This window comes from Streptomyces aureus, assembly GCF_000725495.1.
In the GTDB taxonomy this organism is placed as follows: domain Bacteria; phylum Actinomycetota; class Actinomycetes; order Streptomycetales; family Streptomycetaceae; genus Streptomyces; species Streptomyces aureus_B.
The window spans coordinates 146,917-170,784 of record NZ_KL647040.1; the positions used below are offsets into that span (position 1 = coordinate 146,917).

Annotated in this window: 23 protein-coding genes; 10 read left to right on the forward strand and 13 right to left on the reverse strand. The window is 70.9% G+C overall.

Features of this window, described 5'->3' with window-relative positions; all coding sequences use genetic code 11:
* Positions 1 to 141: 141 nt before the first annotated feature.
* The 7 genes from IO36_RS39320 (at position 142) to IO36_RS39350 (ending at position 8,223) form a co-directional block, all read left to right on the forward strand.
* Positions 142 to 2,403, forward strand: coding sequence for a HAMP domain-containing protein (locus IO36_RS39320; RefSeq protein WP_037627787.1), 2,262 nt, complete (start codon positions 142 to 144; stop codon positions 2,401 to 2,403).
* A gap of 15 nt (positions 2,404 to 2,418) precedes the next feature.
* Complete coding sequence (gene pgsB / locus IO36_RS39325) at positions 2,419 to 3,885, forward strand: poly-gamma-glutamate synthase PgsB (RefSeq protein WP_037627789.1); 1,467 nt, start codon at positions 2,419 to 2,421, stop codon at positions 3,883 to 3,885.
* Complete coding sequence (locus tag IO36_RS39330) at positions 3,885 to 4,367, forward strand: poly-gamma-glutamate biosynthesis protein PgsC/CapC (protein WP_037627792.1); 483 nt, start codon at positions 3,885 to 3,887, stop codon at positions 4,365 to 4,367. The genes pgsB and IO36_RS39330 overlap by 1 nt, the downstream gene beginning before the upstream one ends.
* Before the next feature lie 42 nt (positions 4,368 to 4,409).
* Complete coding sequence (locus IO36_RS39335) at positions 4,410 to 5,483, forward strand: NlpC/P60 family protein (RefSeq protein WP_051901292.1); 1,074 nt, start codon at positions 4,410 to 4,412, stop codon at positions 5,481 to 5,483.
* Positions 5,484 to 5,524: 41 nt separating this feature from the next.
* On the forward strand, positions 5,525 to 7,450 hold the full coding sequence (locus IO36_RS39340; protein ID WP_037627794.1) for an ArnT family glycosyltransferase: 1,926 nt from the start codon (positions 5,525 to 5,527) through the stop codon (positions 7,448 to 7,450).
* A gap of 79 nt (positions 7,451 to 7,529) precedes the next feature.
* Positions 7,530 to 7,961 (forward strand): DUF5958 family protein, encoded by a 432-nt coding sequence (locus IO36_RS39345; RefSeq protein WP_051901293.1) that lies wholly within the window; start codon positions 7,530 to 7,532, stop codon positions 7,959 to 7,961.
* A 58-nt stretch (positions 7,962 to 8,019) separates the two neighbouring features.
* Positions 8,020 to 8,223: a hypothetical protein gene (locus IO36_RS39350; RefSeq protein WP_037627796.1), complete on the forward strand. Its 204-nt coding sequence runs from the start codon at positions 8,020 to 8,022 to the stop codon at positions 8,221 to 8,223.
* Between the two features lie 80 nt (positions 8,224 to 8,303).
* On the opposite strand, the gene IO36_RS39355 is transcribed toward IO36_RS39350, so the two are convergent.
* A complete protein-coding gene (locus IO36_RS39355; protein WP_037627798.1) occupies positions 8,304 to 9,728 on the reverse strand; it encodes a hypothetical protein in 1,425 nt (474 codons plus the stop codon).
* A gap of 107 nt (positions 9,729 to 9,835) precedes the next feature.
* Here IO36_RS39355 and IO36_RS39360 point away from each other — a divergent pair, with 107 nt between their 5' ends.
* Positions 9,836 to 10,297, forward strand: coding sequence for a hypothetical protein (locus IO36_RS39360; RefSeq protein WP_158997751.1), 462 nt, complete (start codon positions 9,836 to 9,838; stop codon positions 10,295 to 10,297).
* Between the two features lie 261 nt (positions 10,298 to 10,558).
* On the opposite strand, the gene IO36_RS39365 is transcribed toward IO36_RS39360, so the two are convergent.
* From IO36_RS39365 to IO36_RS39410, 10 genes are all read right to left on the reverse strand, one after another.
* A complete protein-coding gene (locus IO36_RS39365) occupies positions 10,559 to 11,200 on the reverse strand; it encodes a uridine kinase family protein (RefSeq protein WP_051901294.1) in 642 nt (213 codons plus the stop codon).
* Positions 11,201 to 11,385: 185 nt separating this feature from the next.
* On the reverse strand, positions 11,386 to 12,867 hold the full coding sequence (locus IO36_RS39370) for an alkaline phosphatase family protein (protein WP_107065916.1): 1,482 nt from the start codon (positions 12,865 to 12,867) through the stop codon (positions 11,386 to 11,388).
* A gap of 323 nt (positions 12,868 to 13,190) precedes the next feature.
* The gene (locus IO36_RS39375; RefSeq protein ID WP_037627803.1) at positions 13,191 to 14,279 is read right to left on the reverse strand and encodes a 2-aminoethylphosphonate ABC transporter substrate-binding protein; all 1,089 of its coding nucleotides are present in this window, start codon (positions 14,277 to 14,279) and stop codon (positions 13,191 to 13,193) included.
* Positions 14,280 to 14,341: 62 nt separating this feature from the next.
* The gene (locus IO36_RS39380) at positions 14,342 to 15,139 is read right to left on the reverse strand and encodes an ABC transporter permease (protein WP_037627806.1); all 798 of its coding nucleotides are present in this window, start codon (positions 15,137 to 15,139) and stop codon (positions 14,342 to 14,344) included.
* On the reverse strand, positions 15,126 to 16,067 hold the full coding sequence (locus tag IO36_RS39385; RefSeq protein WP_078943731.1) for a 2-aminoethylphosphonate ABC transporter permease subunit: 942 nt from the start codon (positions 16,065 to 16,067) through the stop codon (positions 15,126 to 15,128). Before IO36_RS39385 ends, IO36_RS39380 begins: the two co-directional genes overlap by 14 nt.
* Positions 16,060 to 17,112: an ABC transporter ATP-binding protein gene (locus tag IO36_RS39390; protein WP_037627808.1), complete on the reverse strand. Its 1,053-nt coding sequence runs from the start codon at positions 17,110 to 17,112 to the stop codon at positions 16,060 to 16,062. Before IO36_RS39390 ends, IO36_RS39385 begins: the two co-directional genes overlap by 8 nt.
* Positions 17,109 to 17,819 (reverse strand): HAD family hydrolase, encoded by a 711-nt coding sequence (locus IO36_RS39395; RefSeq protein ID WP_425535574.1) that lies wholly within the window; start codon positions 17,817 to 17,819, stop codon positions 17,109 to 17,111. The genes IO36_RS39390 and IO36_RS39395 overlap by 4 nt, the downstream gene beginning before the upstream one ends.
* 5 nt (positions 17,820 to 17,824) lie before the next feature.
* On the reverse strand, positions 17,825 to 18,949 hold the full coding sequence (locus IO36_RS39400) for a TIGR03364 family FAD-dependent oxidoreductase (protein WP_037627813.1): 1,125 nt from the start codon (positions 18,947 to 18,949) through the stop codon (positions 17,825 to 17,827).
* Positions 18,950 to 19,195: 246 nt separating this feature from the next.
* Entirely contained in the window at positions 19,196 to 19,954 is a 759-nt protein-coding gene (locus tag IO36_RS39405; RefSeq protein WP_037627815.1) for a GntR family transcriptional regulator, read from the reverse strand.
* A gap of 191 nt (positions 19,955 to 20,145) precedes the next feature.
* Positions 20,146 to 20,484 carry a hypothetical protein gene (locus tag IO36_RS39410; RefSeq protein WP_037627817.1) on the reverse strand — a complete coding sequence of 113 codons (339 nt, stop codon included), beginning with the start codon at positions 20,482 to 20,484 and terminating at the stop codon, positions 20,146 to 20,148.
* A 595-nt stretch (positions 20,485 to 21,079) separates the two neighbouring features.
* Between IO36_RS39410 and IO36_RS39415 the strand changes: the two genes are divergently transcribed.
* Together IO36_RS39415 and IO36_RS39420 are read left to right on the forward strand one after the other, a co-directional pair.
* Positions 21,080 to 21,409 carry a hypothetical protein gene (locus tag IO36_RS39415; protein WP_037627819.1) on the forward strand — a complete coding sequence of 110 codons (330 nt, stop codon included), beginning with the start codon at positions 21,080 to 21,082 and terminating at the stop codon, positions 21,407 to 21,409.
* A gap of 78 nt (positions 21,410 to 21,487) precedes the next feature.
* Positions 21,488 to 21,700 carry a hypothetical protein gene (locus IO36_RS39420; protein WP_037627821.1) on the forward strand — a complete coding sequence of 71 codons (213 nt, stop codon included), beginning with the start codon at positions 21,488 to 21,490 and terminating at the stop codon, positions 21,698 to 21,700.
* Between the two features lie 173 nt (positions 21,701 to 21,873).
* On the opposite strand, the gene IO36_RS39425 is transcribed toward IO36_RS39420, so the two are convergent.
* Both IO36_RS39425 and IO36_RS39430 read right to left on the reverse strand, forming a co-directional pair.
* The gene (locus IO36_RS39425) at positions 21,874 to 22,506 is read right to left on the reverse strand and encodes a response regulator transcription factor (RefSeq protein WP_037627824.1); all 633 of its coding nucleotides are present in this window, start codon (positions 22,504 to 22,506) and stop codon (positions 21,874 to 21,876) included.
* Positions 22,506 to 23,804, reverse strand: coding sequence for a sensor histidine kinase (locus tag IO36_RS39430; RefSeq protein WP_037627826.1), 1,299 nt, complete (start codon positions 23,802 to 23,804; stop codon positions 22,506 to 22,508). Before IO36_RS39430 ends, IO36_RS39425 begins: the two co-directional genes overlap by 1 nt.
* Between the last annotated feature and the right edge of the window lie 64 nt (positions 23,805 to 23,868).

Sequence of the window (23,868 nt, forward strand, 5' to 3'; positions counted from 1 at the left end):
GACGGATCCCCGGCGCAGGACATTAGAGTGACAGTTCGACCTATCGAACTCTTGCGTTAGGCGCCCGTCGAGAGAGGAACTGCTGTCCTGCCCACCGAGTCCCGGGCGCCGCGCCGACACCGAGTCCGCCGCCGCGCCGACATGCCGCTGCTGGGCGGTGTTCGCCCGCCGATCGTCCTGCTCCTCCTGCTGCTGCTCCTCGTGGCCGCCGCGACCGTCGTCGGCCTCGGCGCCGTCCACTCCGACCGTGTGCCGGAGGCCGTGCTCAACTCGGAGCAGCAGATCGCTTCGGACACCGCGTTGTCGGTGCGTACCGCGATCGATGCCGAGGCGAGCACCGTACGTCGTACGGCCGACGCCTACCCGGCGACGAGCACGTCCACACCTACCGCCACGCTCAAGGCGCTGACCACCGCAGGCAAGGCGGATCTCGGCAGCGCTCTGCTCGACGCGCACACCGGCAAACTGCTGGCGTCCGGTGGCGCCCCGGTGGCGCTGGCCGAGGCGGAGGCCGCCAGGAAGGCGTCGGAGCAGGGAACGATCGCGCCCCGGCTGGTGACCTCGGGCGCGACGCGGCTGCTGTACTTCGCCAGGGTCACGCTGCCCGCGCAGCAGGTGGACGCCGACCAGGACCAGAACCAGGTCCCGACCGGCGAGCGGCAATGGCTGCTGGTGGTCTCCGAGGCGCTCCCCACCGTCACGACGTTCGGCGACGGGCGCATCGCCAAGGTGCTGAACGCCAACGGCAAGGCGCTCGTCACCGCCTCCCGCGGCGCCACGTCACCGACCGCGGCCGACAGCGGTCTGCCCGCGTCGGCGTCCCGTGCGGTGAACGCGTCGGGGCGCGACACGGACGCCTCCGGAAGCCTGGTGGGGGCGGCCTCGAGTCCCCGGCCCACGGTGGCGGGTTGGGCCCAGGTCGCGTCGACGACCGGGCCGGGCGACACCGACGACCTCGGCCTGGTGGTGCTCACCTCCCGGGCCGTGCCCGCCACGACCGCCGCCACCGACTACTCGGGCATCGCGCTCGAGGCAGCCGCCGCACTCGCCGTCATCGCGGTGGTACTCGGGCTGGCGCTGAACTTCCTCGTGCAGCGCCCGCTGCTGCGGCTCTACCTGTCCGCCGGCCGCCTCGCCCGGGGCGCGACGGAGGACGGGGTGGCCGAGAAGGCCGAGCTGGACCGGCCCGTCCCCGTTCACGGCATCGGAGAACTCGCCCGGATCGGAAGGGCGCTGGAGTCGCTGCGGCGACAACTGCTGGGGGAGAGCGGCCCGCAGGAATTCCCGGCCCGCCGCGGACCCGGCTACCGGGCGCTGGCCGCGTTCAGCCTGGTACTGGTGGCCTGCTGGGCGCTGCCGATGATCTTCGTGCTGAACCGGGCGGACGCGGGCTCGGTGCCGGCGCCGGTGATCGCCAACCAGCAGGCGCGCGCCGAGCTCGCCGCGAACCGTGTCCGGCAGTCGCTCGACCAGTCGTACGTCGAGCTGAACGACGTGGCCGCGAGCCTCCCGGGCAAGAGCCGGGCCGCCCAGACCGAGGAGCTGCGACACGCCCTGTCCAAGCACGGACAGTACCGTTCCATCTACCTCCTGGACCGCTCCGGCGCCATCACCCTGCGGGTGGGGGACACCCCGCTGCGCACCCTCGTCCACGTGCCGCACGGCGGCGGGGTCACCACCGTCAACACCTCGGGCCGGATACCCGCCATCGCCTCCTACGCCCAGGTCCGGCCGGTCAAGGGCCAGGCCGCGGCGGACGGAGTCGTCCTCTTCGGCGAGATCGACGTGACGACGCTCAACTCCACTCTCGCCAGGCCCAACCTGGGCACCATCTGGGTCACGGACGCCGACTGCAAGGTGCTGGCGGCGAGCGAGGGTTACCGAGCCTTCCAGGACCTGCCCGAGGCCGGCCTGACCCGCCTCGCCCGCGCCGCCCAGAGCGCCCCCGGCACCGTGGGCACCGCCACCGCGAAGGTGCTCTCCACGTCCACCGGCCCCTCGGTCGACGCCGCCGCACCGCTGGCGCAGAACGGCCCGACGGCCCACCTCGGTTGGCGCGTGGTCACCGCGGAGCCCGCGGCGGCGCTCCGGCTCCCGGCGACACAGGCCCAGCAGCGCACGATGCTCGTCGGAATCCTGGCCCTCGCGTTCGGTGCGGCCTGCCTGGGCTGGCTGCACGTCGTGGTGATCCGCCCGCTGCGAGCGGTCGCCGCGCTCATCGAGAAACTCGCGGGGGGAGACCGCCGTACCGTGCTGCACCCGGTGAACCACGACGAGATCGGCTCGGTCACCCGCAGCCTGGAGCTGATACGCCAGGCCCTCGCGGACCGCAGCCGGGCAGCCAAAGCCGAACAGGTCGACGACCCCTTCGGGTTGTGGCGCGAGAACTCACTGCAGCGGTAGGAGTAAGGATTCAGCGTGCTTTTCCTCTATGTCATCGTCCTGCTGTGCTGCGCCGCGCTCTGGATCGCCGGAATCGTGGAGCAGCGGCGGCACTTCGACTCGCTGAACCAGATACCGACGCGGGTCCTGGTCAACGGGATCCGCGGCAAGAGCTCCATCACCCGGCTGTGCGCGGGCGCGCTGCGCGGCGGCGGCCTGATCACGGTGGCCAAGACCACCGGTACGGCGGCCCGGTTCATCCACCCGGACGCCACCGAGGAGCCGATCTACCGCAAGTTCGGGCTGTCCAACATCGTCGAGCAGATCGGCATCGTACGGCGGGCGGCGACCTACCGGCCGCACGCGCTGGTGATCGAGTGCATGGCGGTGATGCCCGCGTTGCAGGAGATCAACCAGGAGAAGCTGATCCGCTCCACCATCGGCGTCCTGTGCAACGTCCGCGAGGACCATCTGGAGGAGATGGGGCCGACGCTGGACGACGTGGCCCGCTCGCTCTCCCGCTCGATGCCGGTCGGCGGGGTGTGCGTCACGGCGGAGAAGGACCGGTTGCACATCCTCCAGGAGGAGGCCGACAAGCGGAACTGCCGTCTGGTCTCGGTCGATCCGGAGTCGGTGAGCGACGCCGAACTGCGCGGCTTCAGCTGGTTCACCTTCAAGGAGAACGTGGCAATCGCGCTCGCGGTCGCCGAACTGCTCGGTGTGGAACGGCAGACGGCGTTGCAGGGCATGTGGGACGCACCCCCCGACCCGGGCGTGCTGTCCGTGGAGCGCTACATCACGCCCGAGGGCAAGCGGCTCCGCTTCGCCAACATCTTCGCCGCCAACGACCCCGAGTCGACGCTGATGAACGTCAAGCAGCTGGAGGAGCTGGGCGCGATCCGGCAGCCGCTGAACGTGGTCATCAACTGCCGTCCGGACCGGGTGGAGCGCAATGGCCAGATGGGCACGATCATCCCCGACCTCGCCCCGGAGGCCGTCTTCCTGATCGGCCACCCGACCAAGAGCGCCCGCGACGCCATTCCGGCCGGCTTCACCGGACGGGTGGTGGATCTCGGCGGCGACCGCCGCGACCCCGAGGAGCTGACCGCGGCGATCCTCGCGGAACTCGGCCCCGCCTCCTCACTGGTCGCGATCGGCAACATCCACGGTCAGGGCGAACTGTTCCTGGAATGCCTCGCCGAACTGCCGCTGGACGAGTCCGAGGACGAGCTCGCCGCCGTGCCCGCCGGCGACGGACTGGACCAGGAGACGATGCAGATCGCCATTCCCCGCCAGCAGATGGCACTGTCCCGGCCCCCCACCCCCGAGCCGTACAGCTGGGTGGCACCGCTGGAGACACCGACGTACGCACTGCACATCCCGGGTCAGCGCGAACTCGCCCGCCGGTTCGCCGCCCGCAACGACCGGCCCGAGGCCGAGCAGCGAACAGAAGACGACCAGCACCACTCCTACGATCCGCACCAGTCCCCGAGGAACCGTTAGTGATCCCCGCCAATCTCACCGCACAGACCGCCGCGCTCGGGATCGCCCTCGGGCTGGTCTTCTCGCTCGTCTGTTACCTGACCACCAACCTCTCGCCCGGGGGAATGATCACCCCGGGCTGGATCGCCCTCACGCTGATCACCGACGTCAAGCTGGCGGCGCTGATGGTCGGCGTCTCGGCGCTGACCTACTTCATGACCAGGCTGCTCCAGCGCACGGTGATCCTCTACGGCAAGCGGCTGTTCGCCGCCGTGGTGCTGTGCGCGGTGCTCATGCAGACCACCGTGATGCTCGCCCTCAGCCATGAGTACCCGCTGCTCTACACGTCCCAGACGCTCGGCTTCATCGTCCCCGGCCTGGTGTCCTACCAGATGGTCCGCCAGCCGCTGGGGGCCACGCTCATCTCGACCACGGCGGTGACGCTGGCCACCTACGTGGTCCTGGTCGTCGGACTGCTGCTCGGCGCCCTGCCCACCATCTGACCCGACCACCCCCGCACCCCACACCCTCAAGGAGTACCGGCCATGCACTCTGAACCCGTCGGCAGGCGCAACCGCCCGACCCGCCGTGCCGTGCTCGGGACGGTCGCGGGTGTGGCGACCGCCGGGGTGGCGGGCGGTTACGTCTGGAACCGCCACGGCAAGGACAGTGACGACGTGGGCGGCGGCGCCGGCGGCGCCGGCGGTGCGAACAGCCGCCCCGGGAGCCGTAGCTACGAGCGGCTCTCCGACCCCGGCCGGACCGTCGTCCGCGGCGCCGACGGCGACACGCTCGCCACCTTCACCGACGGCGCCCGCACCGCCGTACTCGCCGGGCCCAGCCGCACCTTCAGCGAACCGCGGACCACCGACGCCAGCGTGACCACGAACGCCTGGGTGCGGGTCCTGCCGCACGCATGGCAGGAGGGCATGGAGAAGTCCGCCTGGTTCAAGGCATGGTTCACCAAGACGCTCGCCGACAAGGGACCGGACGTCTTCGCGGCCGCGTTCGAGTACAGCAGCGCCGGCGCCCCCGACAAGCACAACAGCGCCGGGGTGCGCTACGCGGGCACCGCCCACTTCGGCCCGCGCAACCAGTCGGTCGACAGCCCCCTGGACTTCGCCTACCACGACGAGCAGTCCGACTTCTACGACTACCTGGGCATCCCCTGGACCTTCTCGGACGGCACGCGCGCGCAGCCCGAGCAGGCCCGCTACGGCGACGTCGACTGCTCCGGCTTCCAGCGCCTGGTGTGGGGCTACCGCATGGGCCTGCCCCTGCACAACACCAACACCAAGGGCGCCGGCCTGCCCCGCCGGGCCTTCGCCATCGCCGCCTACGGACCCGGCCGCATGGTCATCCCCCACACCAACACCCAGCCCACCGAACTCGACGTCCTGCAGCCCGGGGACCTGGTCTTCTTCGCCATCATCAAGAACCGGCCGAACTTCATCGACCACTGCGGCATGTACATGGGCCTCGACGACAAGGGCCGGCACCGCTTCTACTCCAGTCGCTCCGCCGCCAACGGCCCGACCCTGGGCGACCTGTCCGGCCACTCGCTGCTGGACGGCACCGACTTCTACGCCCGCGGGTTCAGGGCGGCCCGCCGCCTGTGAACACACCGCCCCACCAGCCCGCTGATCCGAGGACCACTGCCATGGCCACCATCCCCGCCGCCCCGCCCACCAGCGCGCGCCGAAGCCGACGGGCGAAGCCCCCACGCGCCGGCCGACCGGAAGCACTCCAGCGCTGGGAGCGCGGAGCGCTCGCCGCGGTGCTGGTCACCGCCGTGGGGCTGTACTCCTGGGGCATCGGGCACGCCGCGCTCCACCCCTTCTACGGCGCGGCGACACGCTCGATGGCCGGCAGCTGGCGCGCCTTCTTCTACGGCGGACTCGACACCAGCGGTTCGATCACCATCGACAAGCTCCCCGGCGCGTTCTGGCCCGAGGCCGTCTCCGTCTGGATCTTCGGCCCGCACACCTGGGCGGCCGCGCTGCCCCAGGTCGTCGAGGGCGTGCTCACGGTGTGGCTGCTGCACCGGATCGTACGGGCCTGGGCCGGGCCGTTCGCGGCACTGACCGCCGCGCTGGTCCTCACGCTCACCCCGGTCACCGTGGTCCTCACCCGGGCCACCATCCCGGACACCGCGCTCACCCTGCTGCTGGTGACGGCCGCCGGAGCGCTGCAGAAAGCCGTGCGCACCGAGCGCCTGCTGCCGCTGATCACCTGCGGGGTCTGGGTCGGGCTCGCCTTCCAGGCCAAGATGCTGCAGGCGTGGCTGGTGCTCCCGGTCTTCGCCCTGGTCTATCAACTGGTGGCACCCGGAACACCGTTGAACCGGGCCCTGCGGTCGCTTGCGGCCGGCGCCGTCGCGCTGGCGGTCTCCTGCTCCTGGGTGCTGCTCGCCTGGGCCACCCCCGCCGCCGACCGCCCCTACCTCGACGGAACGTCCAACAACAGCGCGTTCGCCATGGTCTTCGGCTACAACGGCCTGAGCCGCTTCAGCAGCGACCCCACGGCCTTCGGCGCCGTCGCGGGAACCGCCGCCAGCCGCACGCACGGCAACACCGGCCTGACCATGCTGATCAACCACAACGTCGGTCCCCAGGTCGCCTGGTTCCTGCCGCTCGCCATCGCCGCCGCCGTCACGGGAATCCTCTGGCGCTCCGGGCAGCCGCGGACAGACCCGCAGCGCGCCGGATTCGTGCTCTGGGGCGGCTGGCTGGCCGTACACGCGCTGGTGTTCAGCGTGTCCAACGGCAATCACGCCTACTACACCGCCGTCATCGCCCCGGCACTCGCCGCGCTGGCCGGCGGCGGCCTCGAGCTCTTCCGCTCGGAGTACGAGACGGGCGGTCAGCGGCGCGTGGCGCTCCCGGCCGCCATCGCGCTGACGACGCTCTGGGCCCTCGTGCTCGACTGGCCCACCCGCTTCCTGCCCTGGCTGCTGCCGCTCGCCGGGATGCTCGCGATATGCGGCGCGGTGGGACTGTGGATCCGCGGGCCCCGCACCTCCCCGCGCCTGGTGCACAGCGCCCTCGCCGCCGGGATCGCGGCGATGCTCGTCGTCCCGGCCGGCTGGTCCTTCGCCTGCCTCGACCCGATGTACGCGGGCGCCTCCACCTCACCCACGGCCGGCCCGGTCGGCCTCGGGTACGAAGCCGCCCTCCGCAACCACCGACCCGTCCCCAGGGTGGGTCTCGACGAGCCGGGCGCCCGTGACACCGCCATCCTCCGGTACGTCACCGCCCACCGCCACGGCGAGAAGTACCTTCTCGCCACCCAGGCCGCCTACGCCGCCGAGCCCCTGCTCCGCGCGAAGTCCGAGCCCATGCTCGTCATGGGCGGCTTCACCGGCCTCACCCCCTACCCGAGCGCCCGCCAGCTCGGCACGCTCGTCACCACCCACGAGCTGCGCTTCGCCCTGCTGACGACGAAGCGCCCCAGCACCGCCGCGACCACCTGGGTGAAGGCCCACTGCACCCGCATCCGCCCCAACGCCTACGGCCGCCGCACCGGAGGCACCCTGTCCCTGTACGACTGCGAGAAGCCCCGCCCGGCTCGCAAAGCTGCTCACTAGCCGGGCGCCGAGGACGGGGTGCGGCCGTCGGCGTCGGGGCGGAGCGGGCGCCCGAGCGTCGCCTGGGGAGGGACGAGCGATGACGGAAGCGAGCAGCGCCGACGGCTACAGCATGCGTCGTGAGACCGAGCGGGTCGTCAACGAGGTCGCCCAGGGGCTTCGCACGTTGGACGGCGGTGTGGACTGGTTCTCCGGCCTCTCCCCGGCATGCCGGCAGGAGGCTCTGCAGGAGGTCACCGGCTATGCGATGCAGGCACACATCACGGCTGCGGACGGCCGCGCGGGGGTGGCGCGGTCCGGTGTGAAGCCCACGGCCAACCCGGCGGTGATGATCTGCATGGACCCGCCCCGCTATGGCTTCTCGGGCCTCCCTGCCGCCGAACACGTCACGGCGTTCCGTGTCCTGGTCTCCGTGTTCACCGTTGCCGACACGCGCCGCCGCGAGACGTACTGCGAGGGCGGCTGCGGACATCACTGGCACAACCTGGCGACGACAACCGAGCAGCAGTAGTCGTCGGCCGCTCAGGCTCTCGTTTGGATAGGCTCTACGGAACCCTTCAGGAGGTGTCATGGCGAAGGTCACCATCAGCCTGGACAGCGATCTCGCCATCGAGGTCATGCTGCTGGCCGGCACCAGGAGCCCGCAGGACGCTGTCGAGTTGATCGTCCGCGACTACCTGGCACGGGGCCACCGCACCGAGGCTCGCACCGGTAACGCCACCGACCAGGAACGCCTCGCCGACCGACGATCGGCGCCGGAAGAGGGCCGATGAGCACTTCCCCTTCGCCGAAGTCGCCTTCATGACGGACCCTCGGCGTCGGACTCGGTTCGGGCCGACCGGCAACCCCTGCTTCAGGAGCGGTTCCACTCCTCGCGGGGCAGCGCGTGCCACAGGTCGAGCCAGTCGTGGAGCAGGAAGAGCGGGCGGGTCAGGACGACGTCGCCGGCCCGCTGGGAGCGGATGGCCAGGCCGAGGTCGGCGAAGACCGGATCGCCCGCGACGCTGTACCTCAGGCTGTCGGGCCGCGTTGTGCGGTGGACGAGCCAGTTCTCCACATGGGAAGGCGCACAGCCGGTCAGCGGGACTGCGTCCAGTCTCACCTGAGGTCCGGTGAGAGCGTCTGCGGCGACGCACCCCAGGCGGCTGTCGTGGAAGAGCGCCCTGATCCCGCTCCCGGTGAAGTCGGCGTATACGAGCTGCTTGTCTTCGCCGCGGTGGGCGTAGGACGAGACCGTCGGTTCTTCTCCGAGAACGCGGGTGATCTCCTCCAAAGTCATCCCGAAGTGCAGCGGTCCAACTCCTACGTACGGTGTGAACGTCCACTCGGCGCGTTCTTCCTCCCGGGCGATCCGCCACGGGCCGCGGTACCCCGCCTCGCTTCCCGGGGTGGCCAGGGGCGGCTCGGGTGCCGACTCCTGCGGGGCGGACGGTCCGGATGCGGTCCGGTCCTGTCGTCGGCCGCCGATTTGTTCCGGAGCCGCGGTGTCCTCGGGCTGCTCTTCCAGCCAGCGGATCGCCTGCTTCTGGCCCTCGTCAAATGGGTCCTCTGCCAACATGCCGGCCCGATTCAAGGCTGCACGGCGCTCCTCCTCCGCGGTGACGAGACCGGTGACATCCTCACCCCAGGCGGTCAGCCGTTCCCGGGCGATCCACCGGTAGTACGAGTCCGCGCTCACGGCCAGGACCTCGCGAACGGCGGGCGCGTACCGCGGTACAGACGAAGCGAGGGCAGGGTCGGCCATGAGCAGGGCGGTGGCCGCGAGCGCCGCCTCACGCACCAGCGGATCGTCGTCGTGACAGAAAGCGGTGATGCGGTCATGAAGTACCGGCCGTGCCGCACGGGCCGCGGCCAGATCCTGTGCCGCACCGACGCCGTCCTCGACGTCCAGGCGGACGAGGTCGGCGAACGAAGCCAGCCAGTTCAGCAGTTCGGCGCGAAGCGACCGCCGACCGGCTCTGCGCTCCCACCGGGCTTCGGCGAGGGTGCGCGGATCGTCGAGGAGGCATGTGAGGACCAAGGCCGCCGGAGCGGTCGCCGGAAACACCTGCTCCTGATTGAGGAGCAGCCGATACAGATCGGCTACCGCCCGTATCCGACAGGCCGGGTCGGCTGTGAGTACGGCGCCGAGGACGTCGGGCGTGTCAGGCACACCGTGCCGACCCGTGCACACATGCGGCAGCTCGTCCCAGGCGGTGCCCACGACCTCTGCCAGTGCTGTGGGCGGCAGGGAGTCAGCAGCAGCGTCAGGAAGGCCTGAGGCCATCTCGTTGATCACGCCCGCAGTCTTCCAGCAGGCGCTGACATCAGCGGCGGCTCAGGCCTGCCTCCGGCTCGGGGTGCGGTGGTCTGGACGGTCTGGCGTTCCCCGTCCACCATTTCGTTGTGGCGTGGGACTGGGTGGGAACGGCGGTGGCCGGGCTTGTCGGGGTGGCAGGCACAGTTTTCACATGGCTCGCCGGCGCGCAAGGACGCCAGCACGCAGAACACATGCTGGTTCTTACCCAGCAGGCGGAACGCCGGGCCCGGCTCTGGCAGGAGCGACGGGAGGCGTATTTCGGGGCGCTGCGCGTGATCGATCTCGATCTGCGGCGCGAGCGGTACAAGGAACTCGGGCAGCTGAACAAGCTGTACGAAGTGGAGGGGCACTGGACGAAGGTGAAGAGAGTGGAATTGACCACCGAGGCCGCGACGGCCCTGTGGGCATTTGGAAGCGACCCGGTAAGAGAGCTGGCGGCCCACTGGATCACGGCCAGCGATGCCGACGACGTCACCGAGATGCGCCGGATCGCCCTGGAATTCAGGGCAGCCGTCCGCCGGGAACTGCAGGATCCAACCCGGGGATGACCACGACCGAGGTCTGTAAGCACAGTGCGCTGGCCCAGACGCGGGGGGTGTGGACCAAGCCCGAGGAGGACCGCGGAACAAGGGCAACCACCTCCCAGAGCGCTCCGCGAATCGTCGGATCAGCTCACCGACTCGGTCCGCCTCGTAGAGATGGGCCATGTGCCCGGCAGACTCCAGGCCGACCACCCTGAGGCGTCACCCTGCCGATCTCATCGGCGTGCCCGAAGACAGGGCGTCGAGATCGTCAGCCCCCTTAGCGCATCACACGGCGAGCGCCGGGACCCCGGTGGCAAAGGTCGCACCGCGCGCCCCGCGTCCCTGCGAGGGGACCGCGGGTGCCGGTGCGAGGGACGGTCCGATCAGTGGCATGACGGCCGCCAGCATCTCGGTCTCGCTCGCGGTCCCGTCCACGACCAGGTCGGCCGCCGCCCGGGAGGGCGCGACGTGGGCCGCGTGACGGTCCCTGCCGGTCTGTAGATAGTTGCGCAGGGACAGACCGGGATCCTGCCTCTGCACCTCGATCTTCCGGAGGATCTTGCGGGCCAGGCGTATGTCGTCGGGAGTGTCGACGAACACCCGCCACGCCGCCCGCCGGACCACGGACGGAAGCGACAGCGCGAACAGGCCCTCGACCACCACAAGCAGCACGCCGGGGCGCAGCAGCGCAGCGTCGATGGCGTCCGTCACCGCCGTCTCGTCGATCGACCCTGGATGGTTCCAGTCGAGGACGGCGTGCCCGTCGGCACTGACCGTCCACGCACCCCTCAGGGTGTCGTGCGCGGGCACGTAGTAGTCGTCCAGGTGGACGAGCGCGATGCTCTCGGGACACTGCAGCGACAGGGCTTCGGCAAGGGTGGACTTGCCGGATGCGGTGCCGCCTGCGACCGCCAGTACACCCGTCATACCGGGCGCTCCTCATGTGCTCAAAGGGGGTTAAACGAAGCGGCCGGACAAGCCGGGTGGAGGGAATGTACGGCGTGGTGATCGCCCATGGCAAGCAGGGAAACGCGGCCCGGTCCGGCGGAGGCCGGGACCGCGTCCCCAGGTCGACTCACGCACCGGTCTCGGCGATGCCGGGACCTTCTCGGTCAGGTCGACTTCAGCGACACTCCGTCGATCACCCAGTACCAATTGTTGCCGCCGGTGTAGCGGAACCGTACGCGGGCGGTGGTGGCACCCGCCGGGACCTGAAGGGTCAGGTTCTCCACGCGGGAGGAGGTGTCGGAGGTGTACGTCTTGACGGAGACCGGCGCGGCACCGTCGTAGGAGACGAGCACCTCGCCCTTCTGCGGGGACTCGTGCCGGTAGTACGTGGTGAACGTCAGGGTGGCGGCCGCACCCCCGGTGACCGGGTACGCGGGGCTGACGAGGGTGGAGTCGAAGGTGCCCGTGAACGCCCTGTCCTGCCACTCGTCGCCGTCCGCGACCGCGAACACGTTGCGGGCGCGGACGTTGCTCTCGCGGTTCTGGTCGGCCTGCGCTTTGGTCCAGAACTCGTCCGTGGTGAAGGACCAGCCGCGCCATTCGGTGACCCCGCCCGTGCCCATCGCCGAGTTGTCGACCGACCAGCCGCTCGGCGGGGTGTGCGTGAAGCCGATCACCGAGGCGCCGATCCCGGTCTCGTCGACGCGGGTGGCGAGCTGCGGGCGCAGCGTGTCGAAGTCGTCCGGGGCGGGCTGCTGCACGGGCCGTCCGTCGAGGCCCCAGGCCGGGTCGATCGCGATGCCCAGGTGCGCGAGCACGGAGGCGGCGATGTCCGGCATCTTGACGTCACGGCGCACCGAGCCGGCGGCCAGGGTGGGGCCGGTCGCGATCATGAAGGTCTGCCGTTCGGGCGTGCTGGAGCCGCCGTGGCCGCCCGCGTCGGTGTGCCCGTGGTCGGCGGTGATCATGATCAGCCAGTCCTCGGAGGCGTAGGTCGAACGGGCCTTGACCGCGGCGACCATCTGACCGACCTGGGTGTCGACGCCGTGGATGGCGTCCAGGTACTGGGTGCTGGCGGCGCCGTAGCTGTGGCCCGCGTGGTCGACGTTGTCGAGCTGTACGAACACCGCGTCGGGGTTGGCGTCGCGGAGCCGTGCGACGGCGCGCGAGGTGGTGCCGGTGTCGTACTCGGCACTCGGGGTGGACACGCGGGTGTCGACCTTGGAGGAGAAGACGGTGTCGGTCAGGGGCGCCCAGGAGGAGACGGCGTATGTCGAGAGGGCGGGCTTGGCGGTCTCGATCCTGGTGAGGAAGTCGGGGTACTGGGCGAACCTCTGGCCGGTGAAGGCGTTGTCCTTGACGTTGTGCTTGTCGGGCCAGACGCCGGTGATGATCGTGGACCAGCCGGGGCCCGAGAGGGTGGGCGCGAACGGGTTGGCGTAGATGCTGCTCGGCGCGGTGAGGCCCGCGGCCATCAGAGCGTCGAGGTTGGGCGCGTCGGCGTCCTTGACGCGGTCCAGCAGGGTGCCGTCGAGGCCGATGACGAGGACCTTGGGGGTCTTGGCGGCGGCTCGGGCGACGGAGGCGAGGGGGCCGGCGGCGAGGGCGAGGCCGGCGGCGGAGGCGAGCAGGGAGCGACGGGACATGCGTGACGACACGTGATCCTCCGGAAGGGGGACGAGGGTGTGGAGCACGGATGGAGGGCGAGGGTGGTGCGATCGGGCATGGATGGAGGGCGAGCATGCTGCGGTCGGGCACGGATGGACGGCGAGGGTGGTGCGGTCGGCCAGGCGAAGCCCCTGGTGGTTCGGTTCCAGGGGCCTCGCGCGGTCGAGTGAGGCGGATTCGGCCGACGGCCCATCGGCCGGGTGGCAAGGGTTCGGCCGGTAGCCCTGCCCCGCATGGCGAATCGGCCCAGGCGGTCGGCCGACAGCGGCTCGGTCGAGGGCGCTTCAGCGGGGCCAGCGGGTCAGCTGCCGGTCGCGGACTTCCAGTCCTCGACGTACGTGGTCAGGTTCTGGTCGATGTCGGACCAGTCCGGCTGGAAGACCTCCACGCCGTCCATGAGCTTGGCCAGCGCGATGGCGTTCGCGTCGGTGGTCTTGACGTCCTTGCGTGCCGAGAAGCCCCCGCCGATCTCGCTGACCTGCCGCTGCGCCGCGGCGGACAGCATGAAGTCGAGGAGCTTCCTGCCGTTCTCCGAGTGCGGGGCCTTGGTGACGAGGCCCGCGGCGTACGGGAGCGCGAAGGTGGTCGGCTTCCCGGCGGCGTCGGCGGCCTTGTCCGTGGCCCGCGGGAACCAGATGCCGAGGTTCGGCATGTCCTTGGACTGCGCGTAGTTCATCTGGACGTCTCCGTTGGCGACCAGCAGTTCGCCCTTGTCGACCTTGGGGGCGAGCTTGCCGGTGGACGCGGACGGCCCGACGTTGTTGGCCTGGAGCTTCTTCAGATAGGCGAGGCCCGCGTCCTTGCCGCCGAAGTCGTGGATCGCCTTGATGAGCACGGCGGTTCCGTCTCCGGCGACGCCCGGAGTGGAGTACTGGAGCTTGTTCTTGTACCGCCCGTCGAGCAGTTCGTCCCAGGTGGTGGGCGCCTGCTTCAGCTCCTTCTTGTTGTAGACGAACCCGAAGTAGTTGTTGACGACGGAGGTCCAGGTCGCGTCGGCGGCCTTGTCGGTGCCGTTCACCTGCTCGGAGCCCTTGGGAGCGTACTTCTGGAGCAGCCCCTTGCCGTCCGCCTGCTGGATGAACGGCGGAAGCGTGACGAGCACATCGGCCTGCGGGTTGGTCTTCTCGCGGACGGCCCGCTGGACCATCTCGCCCGAACCTCCCTCGACGTACTCGACCTTGATCCCGGTCCGCTTCTGGAAGTCCTGGAAGACCTTGTCGTACCAGCCGTCCCCGTTCTCGCCCTTGAGGCCGTCCGCGCTGTAGACGGTGACGACCTTGGCGTCGGCGGCGGAGTCCCCGCCGCAGGCGGTGAGGGAGCCGGCGAGGGCGAGGGAGCCGATGACGGCGGCGATCGGGGTGAGGTGCCGGGCGTGCGTGTTCGCGGGCATGGCGAGATGAACTCCTTGCGTTGTCAGTGCTTTTGACGGGTGGGACGGTCGGGCCGGGCGGATCAGCGGTAGGAGGCCCTGGTGCGGATCCGGGAGACTGCGGTCAGCACGAGCACCGTCGCCGTCATGAGGACCACGGCGAGCGCGGACCCGGTGAACAGCGAGCCGCGGTCGGTGGCCGCGTAGATCTGGACGGGGAGCGGGGTCCAGTCGGGCGGGTAGAGCATCATGGTGGCGCTCAACTCGCCCATGGACAGGGCGAAGCAGAGCCCGGCGGCGGCGGTGAGCGAGGGCAGCAGGAGGGGCAGCCGCACCCGCCACAGCACGGTCGCGGGGCGGGCGCCGAGCGAGGCGGCGGCCTGTTCGTAGGCGGGGTCGAGACGGACGATCGCCGCCGACACCGACTGGTGGGCGAACGCCGTGACGAGAACGGCGTGGGCGAGGAAGACGATCCACCGGGTGCCGTTGAGCAGCACGGGCGGCTGGGAGAACGCGACGAGGACCGCGAGCCCGACGACGACGGAGGGCACCGCGACCGGCAGCACGAACAGCGTGTCCAGCATGCGCCTGGCGCGCCGCCCCAGGGCGTGTCCGGCGAGCGCCGCCCAGGTGCCCACGAGAAGGGCGAGCAGACTCGCGGTGACGGCGGTGACCAGGCTGGTAGTGAGGGCGTGGAGCGATTCGCCCCGGGTGGCGGCCGCGTAGTGCCCGGTGGTGAATCCGGAGGGGAGAGCGCCCGACCAGTTGGTGGCGAAGGACGAGGCGAGGACGACGAGCAGCGGTAGCGCGAACAGGGGCAGGAAGAGGACGAGGAAGGCGGTCCAGACGGCCCACCTGGCCTTGCGGCTATGCACCAGCACGGCGGCTCACCACCCGGTAGAGACCGTAGAGGCCCACGGAGATCAGGACGTTGACGACGGCGACGACACAGGCTCCGGGATAGTCCGACTCCAGGATCGCCTTGCTGTAGACGAGCATCGGCAGGGTCGTGACCCCTTTCGCCCCGGTGAACAGGACGATCCCGAACTCGTTCAGGCAGAGCACGAGGACCAGGCTGCCGCCGGCGGCGAGCGCGGGCAGTGACTCGGGCAGGATCACCTGCCGCACGATCCGCGCGGGCCGCGCCCCGAGCGAGGAGGCCACCTCGAGCTGACGGGTGTCGATCCCCGAGAAGGCGGCGAGCAGGGGCCGCATCACGAACGGGGTGAAGTAGGTGACCTCGGCGAGCAGCACCCCCCACGGTGTCGTCAGGAACCGGAAGGGGCCCTCGGCGGCCCCGGTGGCGCCCGTCCAGAGTCCGTTGGCGATGCCGACGGTGCCGTACAGGAACAGCAGGGCGAGCGTGATCAGGAAGGACGGGAAGGAGAGGAACACGTCGATGAACCGGGCGACCGCCTTGGCTCCGGGGAACGGTATGAAGGCGATGACCAGGGCGAGCGCGAACCCGAGGACCAGACAGCCGGCGGTGGAGCCCACCGCCAGCCACACGGAGGTGCCGAGAGCGTCCCGGAACGCGGGGGAGGCGAACACGTGCGCGTACGCCTCCACGGAGGTGCCGCCGGTGTCGGGCCGGAACGACTGCCGCACGACGAGGGCGAGCGGGTAGAGGAAGACCAGGCCGAGGACGGCCACGGGAGGCAGGGCCCAGAGGGGCGCGGTGGAGCGAGGACGGGCGCCCCGGCTCACCGAAGTCCCTGCCGCGCGAACCGGCTCGGCAACTCGACGAAGGATGGTCGCGGTCGAGGACGCCGGGGCGTCGGTGAACGCGGGCCCGCGTGGCTCACCCATCGGTCACCCCCGCGGCCAGCAGCACGGCGTCCTCGGGAGCGAAGTGCAGGTCCACCGCGTCCCCCGGAGCCGGCGGGGTGCGCAGTTCGCGGAGGTCGGCCAGCATGCGGTGGCCCGCCACGTCGACGTACAGCCGATGGGTGGCGCCCCGCCACTGCACCTCGCTGACCACGCCGGTGATCTGGTTGGGCCCGGAGCCGAGGCCGACCAGGTGGGGTCTGACGCACAGGGTGGCCGAGGCGCCGGACGCGGCGCGCGCGGTGTCCACCGTGAGCTCATTGCCAGCGAGCGACACCGTGCCCGAACCCACCGTCACCGGCAGCAGGTTGGCGTTGCCCACGAAGGACGCGGTGAACTCGTAGCGCGGCGCCCGGTACAGCTCCTGCGGGGTGCCGACCTCGCGCAGCCGCGCCCTGTCCATCACGGCGATCCGGTCGGCCAGTGTCAGCGCCTCGACCTGGTCGTGGGTGACGTAGAGGATCGACATGTCCGGCAACTCGCGGTGCAGCCGCGCGAGTTCGGCGAGCATGTCGGAGCGGAGCCGGGCGTCCAGCGCGGACAGCGGCTCGTCGAGCAGCACCACGCCCGGCCGGATGGCGAGCGCCCGCGCGATGGCGACGCGCTGCTGCTGTCCGCCGGACAGCTCGCGCGGGTGGCGCCGGGCGTACGCGGCCATCCCGGTCATCTCCAGCGTCTCGGTTACTCGTCGGCGGATTTCCCCCTTCGCGGCCCCGCGCGCCCTGAGACCGAAGGCGACGTTGTCCTCGACCCGCATGTGCGGGAAGAGCGCGTACTGCTGCACGACCATGCCGATCCCGCGCCGGTACGGCGGCAGGTCGGTCACGTCACGGTCCCCGATGAACACCCGCCCGGCCGCGGGCCGCACGAACCCGGCGACGGCCCGCAGCGCGGTGGTCTTCCCCGAGCCCGACGGCCCCAACAGGGCCATCACCTCGCCCGGTTCGACGGTCAGGTCGAGGGAGTCGAGGACCGTGGTGCCGTCGTAGGCGACGGACACCCGGTCGAAGCGGATGCCGCTGCTCATCGCGCCGCCCCGGCGGCCACATCGGCCAGCAGCGTGGGCAGTTCGGCGACCGAACCGAGCACGTACCCGGCCCCGGCCGCACGCAGCGCCTCCGCCCGGTGCGCCCCGGTGAGCACACCGGCCACGACACCCGCCCCGGCGCGTACACCGCTGAGCATGTCGTACGAGGTGTCGCCGACGACGGCGATCTGCCGCACCCCCTCCGCCGCCCCGGTGCGCAGGAACGCCTCCAATACCATGTCGGGGTACGGGCGTCCGCGGCCTCCGGCGTCCGCGGGGCACAGCGTGAGCGGCACCAGGTCCCGCCAGCCGAGGGCGCCGAGGATCGCGTCCTGCGTGACGCGAGCGAACCCGGTCGTCAGCACGACGGTGCGCCCGCCGCCCTGGAGTTCCTCGATCGCCTCACGGGCCCCCGGAACCGGCGCGATGTGCCCGTCGTCGACGAGTTCCCCGTACGCCTTCTCGAAGGCGCTGTTGGCGCGCCGTGCGAGCGCCTCGTCGCCGAACAGGTGCCGGAAGACGGAGATCTTGGACTCGCCCATGGTGGCCCGGACGTGGTCGAGCTTCGCCGCGTGGTCGGCCGAACCGGGCTCGACGCCCAGCTCCGCCGCGGCCACGGCGAAAGCCCGCTCCACGAGGCCGCCGTCGGCGACGGTGGTGCCCGCCATGTCGAGCACCACGAGTCGCGGGTCGTGTATGTCGTTCAACTCGGTCACCATCCCAGCTCGTCGGCGGTGGTCTCGGCGATCGCGGGTGAGCACGTCATGCCGCGGCCGCCTGGCCCGGTGACCAGCCACACCCGGTCACGGACCTGTTGGCGGTGCACGACCCGGGTCGGGTCGGTGCACTGGGCGTACACCCCGGCCCAGCGGCGCCGGATCCTCGGCAGCGGGCGGCCGAGGAAGGATTCGACGACCTCGGCGAGGTGGTCGTAAGGGTCTTCGAGGGTGTCGAAGGCGAAGGGGTGCTCGTACTCGTGGGTGTCGCCGATGGTCAGCCCGCCGTCCGCGCGCTGCACCATGAGCAGCTGCATCCGATGCTCGGCGGCGGTCGGCGCCTGGGGCTGAGCGGCGTCGAGCTCGTCGAGCGCCGGGCTCCGGTACGCGGGGTAGTAGCGGAAGCTGTCCGCATCGGCGACCGACGTGGTGAGCGGCTCGCCCAGGGGGTCGGTCTGCATCATCTGCAGTCGTACGCGCCGCACGGGCAGGTCGGGGCCCGCCAGTTCGCGTACGAGGCCACCGAGCCAGGCCCCCGTGCACAGCACGACGGCGTCGCCGGTGTGGACGTCCCCGTGGTCGTCGCGCACGGCGTTCTCACCGACCACCTCGCGGACCTCGCGGCCCGGCAGGAAGGAGTAGTTCGGTGACCTCAGCAGCGCTTCCCGCAGGGCCAGTTGGGCGGTACGCGGCTCGACGGCCGCGTCCCGCTCGCAGTACAGCGCCGCCTCGAAGGCGCCGCGCAGCGCGGGGTTGACCGCACGCGCCTCGTCCGCGGTGAGCAGCTTGTAACCCCGGTCCGCAGCGTCCTCGCGGGCCAGGGCGGCCTCGGCGACGGCGCGTTCGCGCGGGTTGCGTACAGGGGTCAGCGACCCGCACGCCCGGAAGCCGAGGCCGGGGACGCGCGCCCCGATCTCCTCCCACAACTCCCTTGCCCTGAGGGCGGTTTCGAGCTCCTCTCCTCCGGCGCGACCACTGACCCAGATCTGTCCGAAGTTGCGCAGCGAGGCCCCCCGGGCCTCCGCCTCACGCTCGATCTGGACGACCTCGTGGCCGCGCTCAACCGCATGCCAGGCGTGCAGGGTTCCCACCACGCCGGCTCCGACGACTATCACTCTCACAACGGCAACGCTCCTTGGGACGGGGGAATCGGGAGGGTCCGGTCGGCAACCGGATGATGAACTGCCTATCACGTTTGGGCTAGACCCGTTATCTGTACGTTACGAAAAGAGGCGGGCCGGAGCCCGCCTCAAGTGGTTTGACCGGCCGGGGCAAGCCGGGGCGCACGTCCGTGGCGGGTGCCCCTCGCCGGGGCCGGTCGCCGAGCTGAGCGGTGCGGATCAGCCGCCCTGGCGCATGGTGACCATTCAGCCGCCGAGGTGCGCGGTGAAGGAGAACCGATCTCCCCGGTAAAGCGTCCGCACCCGCTCCAACGGCAGACCCTCGGTGTCCCGCGAGATCCGGTGGATCAGCAGCATCGGCAGGGCCGGTGGCGTCCCGATCAGCAGCGCCTCGCGCGGGGTGGCCAGCACGGTCTCGATCCGCTCATCGGCGTCACCGAATGCGACACCGAGCCGGTCGTTCAGGTACGCGTAGAACGACGAGTCGGGGTCGAAGTCGCGGTCGAGGTCCGGGACCCGGCCCGCCGCGACATAGGTACTCTCCAGGCCGACCCGTTCATCGTCCGCGAGCAGCACGCGCTCCATGTGCCAGACGGGCTCCCCGCGTCGGAGTCCCGCCTCGGCGGCCAGCGGTTCGGGACAGGGGAAGCGGTCGAGGGAGACGAGCGTACGTCCGGGGGTGCGCCCCTGTCTCCGGACGCCCTCGGTGTAGCTCGCCAGCGAGAGCGGCTGCTCCAGCTTGGGGCCGGCCACCACCGTGCCACGGCCCTGCCGGCGCAGCTTCCCTTCGAGCAGCAGCTCGCGGAGGGCCTGGCGTACCGTCTCCCGGGCGACCTCGTACTTCTCGGAGAGGTCGCGCTCGGTGGGCAGGAGCCCCCCTTCGCCCAGCTCCTCGACGAGCCGGGCGATGTGCGCCTTGACCGCGTAGTACTTGGGGATGCGGCCGTGCTCCGGAATACCGGAGCGGACGGGGGCGCCGGGGTCCTGATCGTTCGGATAGTCCACGGAAACGATCGTCGCAGACGGCGCTTGCGACACCGCCTCCAGGTGTCGGCGCCGGATGCGGGCATCCCGGGCTCACCCGTGGGACCGTTGACACATGGGCGCGGTCCGCCGACATCCCCCGAGCGGCGGGCCGCACCTGCTTGCTGCGGGCTGCGCCCGGGGGTGCCCCCGGGCGAAGGGAGGGGTGCCGTCTACGTCCACGCGACGGCCACGACCACCGCGGCCGCCGTGACCGTGGCCACGGCGTAGAAGGCCCACGCGGCTCGGGTACGCATTCCTCTCAGCGCGATGACAGCCACGAGGACGTCGAGCGCCAGCTTCACGCCCATCTTCGCGTGCGACACCGGCAGGTCGAGGGAGAGGCGCGTCCAGATGAGGCCCACGCCCGTGACCAACTGCACGACCGCGCTGGTCACCATGTATCCGCCGGTCACGGGGTCCTTGCCGCGCAGCTGGTAGAAGATGCCGCCCAGGATCGCGGCGAACCCGAAGAGGTGGAAGACGAGGAACACGTACCGGAGGATCTCCATGCCAGTGGTCTTTCTGTCCGAAGCGGGCGGAACGGGGCGTGGGTCAGCCGGCAAGTGGTGCGGAGCCGAAGCGGCCGCCGGCGACGAACGCGGCCCGACCCAGGTTGACGAGGTCTTCTGGAGCCCAGACAGAGCAGCAGAGCCGTTTGTGACATCGGGACGCCGAATTCGAGAGAGACGTGGGTCACATTCACGTTGAAGCCGGGACGTGAGGACCGGCTTGCGCGTCACCGCCACCCAGAGCTCGTCATCTCCACGTGCGGTGGCGCGGTGGTGGGTCGACGCGGACCAATCCGCGGCTCCGGGCCAGTCGGACGGCCCAATCCGATACCGGCACTGCCTGGCTGTAGGACATCAGGAGGTGGACCATGGGTCAGGACGCCTCGGCGACCATCGATGGGTACGTCCAGGGACTCGTGCAGCCGTCGTGATCATCCTCGGGGCAGCGGAGCGGTCCCGAGTCGCCAGCCCGTGCGCGATTGGCCGTGGAACGCGCCCCAGGGTCACGCTTCTGAGCGGCGAATGTCCAGGTCCATGCATAGGCTCGGTGTGGCCGTCGTGATCAGGGGCCAAGCTCACCGAAAGGGGGAACCCGATGGCTCTGTCCCGTCTTGGCATCGAGTTCGCCGCCGAGATCTTCAACCACGACTGGTCGGACGCCCCGTACCGGGCGGACAGGGCAGGGCACCGGCGGGCCACGGATCGGGCCGGCGAGGTCCTCACCCGCGAAGAGGCCAACCGCGTGCGCGCCAACGTGATGCTCGTCGTCGCCCAGGTCCTGGGCTACCAAGACCCCAACTTCGACCCGTACGAGTTCGCCGAGGCGTGCGGCGTAGAGGATTTCAGCGAGGAGGCGGTCCTGGCCGGGCTGCGGATCAGCCTCGCGGGCCAGTACGCCACCCCGGGCACCTGGGATCACATGTAGAGCGCACCACACGCTCCGCCCCACCCGAGTGGTGTAGTCCACCGCGCATCGTTCCCCGGCTCGGGCGAGCCTGACCTCATGACCACGCTGCCGATCGTCGTCTACCCGCCCGACGAGCAGGGCGGTCGACGTGTGCGGATGGACGGGGAGATCCTCGGGCTCGCCTACTCACTGCGGGACATCGCCGAGTTCCTGCGTCGGGCGGGCCTGAATGACCCGGACCCGGCTTGGGTGGAGGTCTCCACACTGATCGACTGGCGGGGCGGCGGCCCGGAGGTGTGGGAACACTGAGCGTTCCTCCAACGGGTGCCGCGGTCCGCCTGGCGGGCGAGGGAACAGCGGAGGAAACCTCTGCCGATCAGCTGCTCGACGACGAGGTCGCCGGGGCACCGGCACCGGGACCGGCAGCGGCACGCAGGCAACCATGGACGCCGTAAGGCCGCCCGGTGCGCACCCCGTGGAGCTCAGGCCCGCAGGTAGGCGAGGACCGCGAGGACCCGTCGATGGGTCGTGTCCGTCGGAGGCAGGTCCAGCTTGGTGAGGATGTTGCCGATGTGCTTGCCGATCGCCGCTTCCGACACGACGAGGTCCTTGGCGATCGCGCCGTTGGACTTGCCTTCCGCGATCAGCGCCAGCACCTCGCGTTCGCGCGGGGTGAGCTGCTCCAGCGGATCGCGGCGGCGGCGCAGCAGCTGGCGCACGACCTCGGGGTCGACCACCGTCCCGCCGTCCGCCACCTCGTGGAGCGCCTCCACGAACTCCTCGACCTGGCCGACTCGATCCTTGAGCAGGTAGCCGACGCCCGATCCGTCACCGGAGTCCAGGAGCTCGGCGGCGTAGGTCCGTTGCACGTACTGGCTGAGGACCAGGACCGGGAGGGTGGGGCGCTTCTCGCGCAGCCGCACCGCCGCGTGCAGCCCTTCGTCCTGGAAACCGGGCGGCATGCGTACGTCCGTCACCACGATGTCGGGGTCATGCTCCTCGACCGCGGCGATCAGCGCCCGTGCGTCCCCGACGGCCGACACCACCTGGTGGCCGCAGCGGTTGAGCAGGCCGACGAGTCCTTCCCTCAGCAGCACGCTGTCCTCGGCCAGCACTACGCGGAGCGATCGGCGGCCCTGGTCAACTCGCAAGGAAACTCCACACGCAACAGAGTCGGTCCACCCGGCGGACTGGTCAGGGCAAGTCTGCCATCCAGGACGGACACCCGGTCCGCGAGGCCGGTGAGGCCGCTGCCCGCCGACGCGTCCGCGCCGCCGCAGCCGTCGTCGCGGACTTCGAGGAACAGGCGTCCGTCGCGATGCCCACCGCTCACCCGCACGCGGTCGGCCCCGCTGTGCTTGACGGCGTTGGCCAGCGCCTCGCAGACCACGAAGTACGCGGCGGATTCGACCGCCTGGGGTGGCCGGCCCGGCAGTTCGAGGTCGATGTGGACGGCGATGACGCAGCGGTCGGCGGCGTCGGCGACCGCTGCGGGAAGACCGTAGTCCGTGAGGACCTTGGGGTGGATGCCGTGGATGAGTTCGCGCAGCTCCGCGAGCGCCTTGCCCGCCTGCCGGTGGGCCTTGGCGAGCTGGTCGGCGAGCGGACCGGGCGGGGCGTCGAGGCGGGCCAGCCCGAGGGCCATCGCGAGGGCCACGAGACGCTGTTGCGCGCCGTCGTGCAGATCGCGCTCGATACGGCGCCGCTCGGCCTCGAATGCCTCGACCAACCGGACGCGAGAGCGGGCCAGTTCGACCACCTGGGCGCCGAGTTCGCCCTCACGGGGGGCGATCAGCAGGCGGGCCAGTTCGGCGCGAGCGCCAGCCGTGACGCCGAGCACGTAGGCGCCCACACCCATCAGGAGCAGGCCCAGCACGGCGACGCCGAACGCCGCCGGCCATGTGGTGACCGTCCACTGTTTCAGCACCTTCACCTCATGGCCGTCCGCGACCGCTGCCATCAGCAGCGGGGTGAAAACCATGGACAGCGGACAGAGCAGGGCGACCGTGCCGGCCAGGGCGTCGACCGGCCACAGCAGTACGGCGAACAGCAGGGCGTAGCCGAGTTCCCGCCAGGTCGCCTGTTCACGCAGCCGGGTGGTCAGCCAGGCCGACAGTCCCGGCGCGGCCAGCACCCGGTGCCGGCCGGACACCGGGGTGCGGTCGATCAGGCGCAGCCTCCGTCGCTCCACCGTGGCAATCGGGATCCCGCTCAAAGGGACCAGGACGAGCAACGGCAGCCCCACCAGGACGATGGCGAGCGCACCACACACCGTGGCCACCGTCACGATCCCCGCCAGCGCTGCGACGCCGGTGACCGCGCCGGTGAGCAGATACGCGGCGGAGCGCAACGGCCAGGCCGACAGCAGGAAGCGCGGCCGGGACATGGCCTGCCACACATGGGAAGCGTGCATGGGCACGACCGTAGGTGTCCGCACCGGTCCGCCGCCATCGGCCCAGGGTCCGTATCGGGGGTAG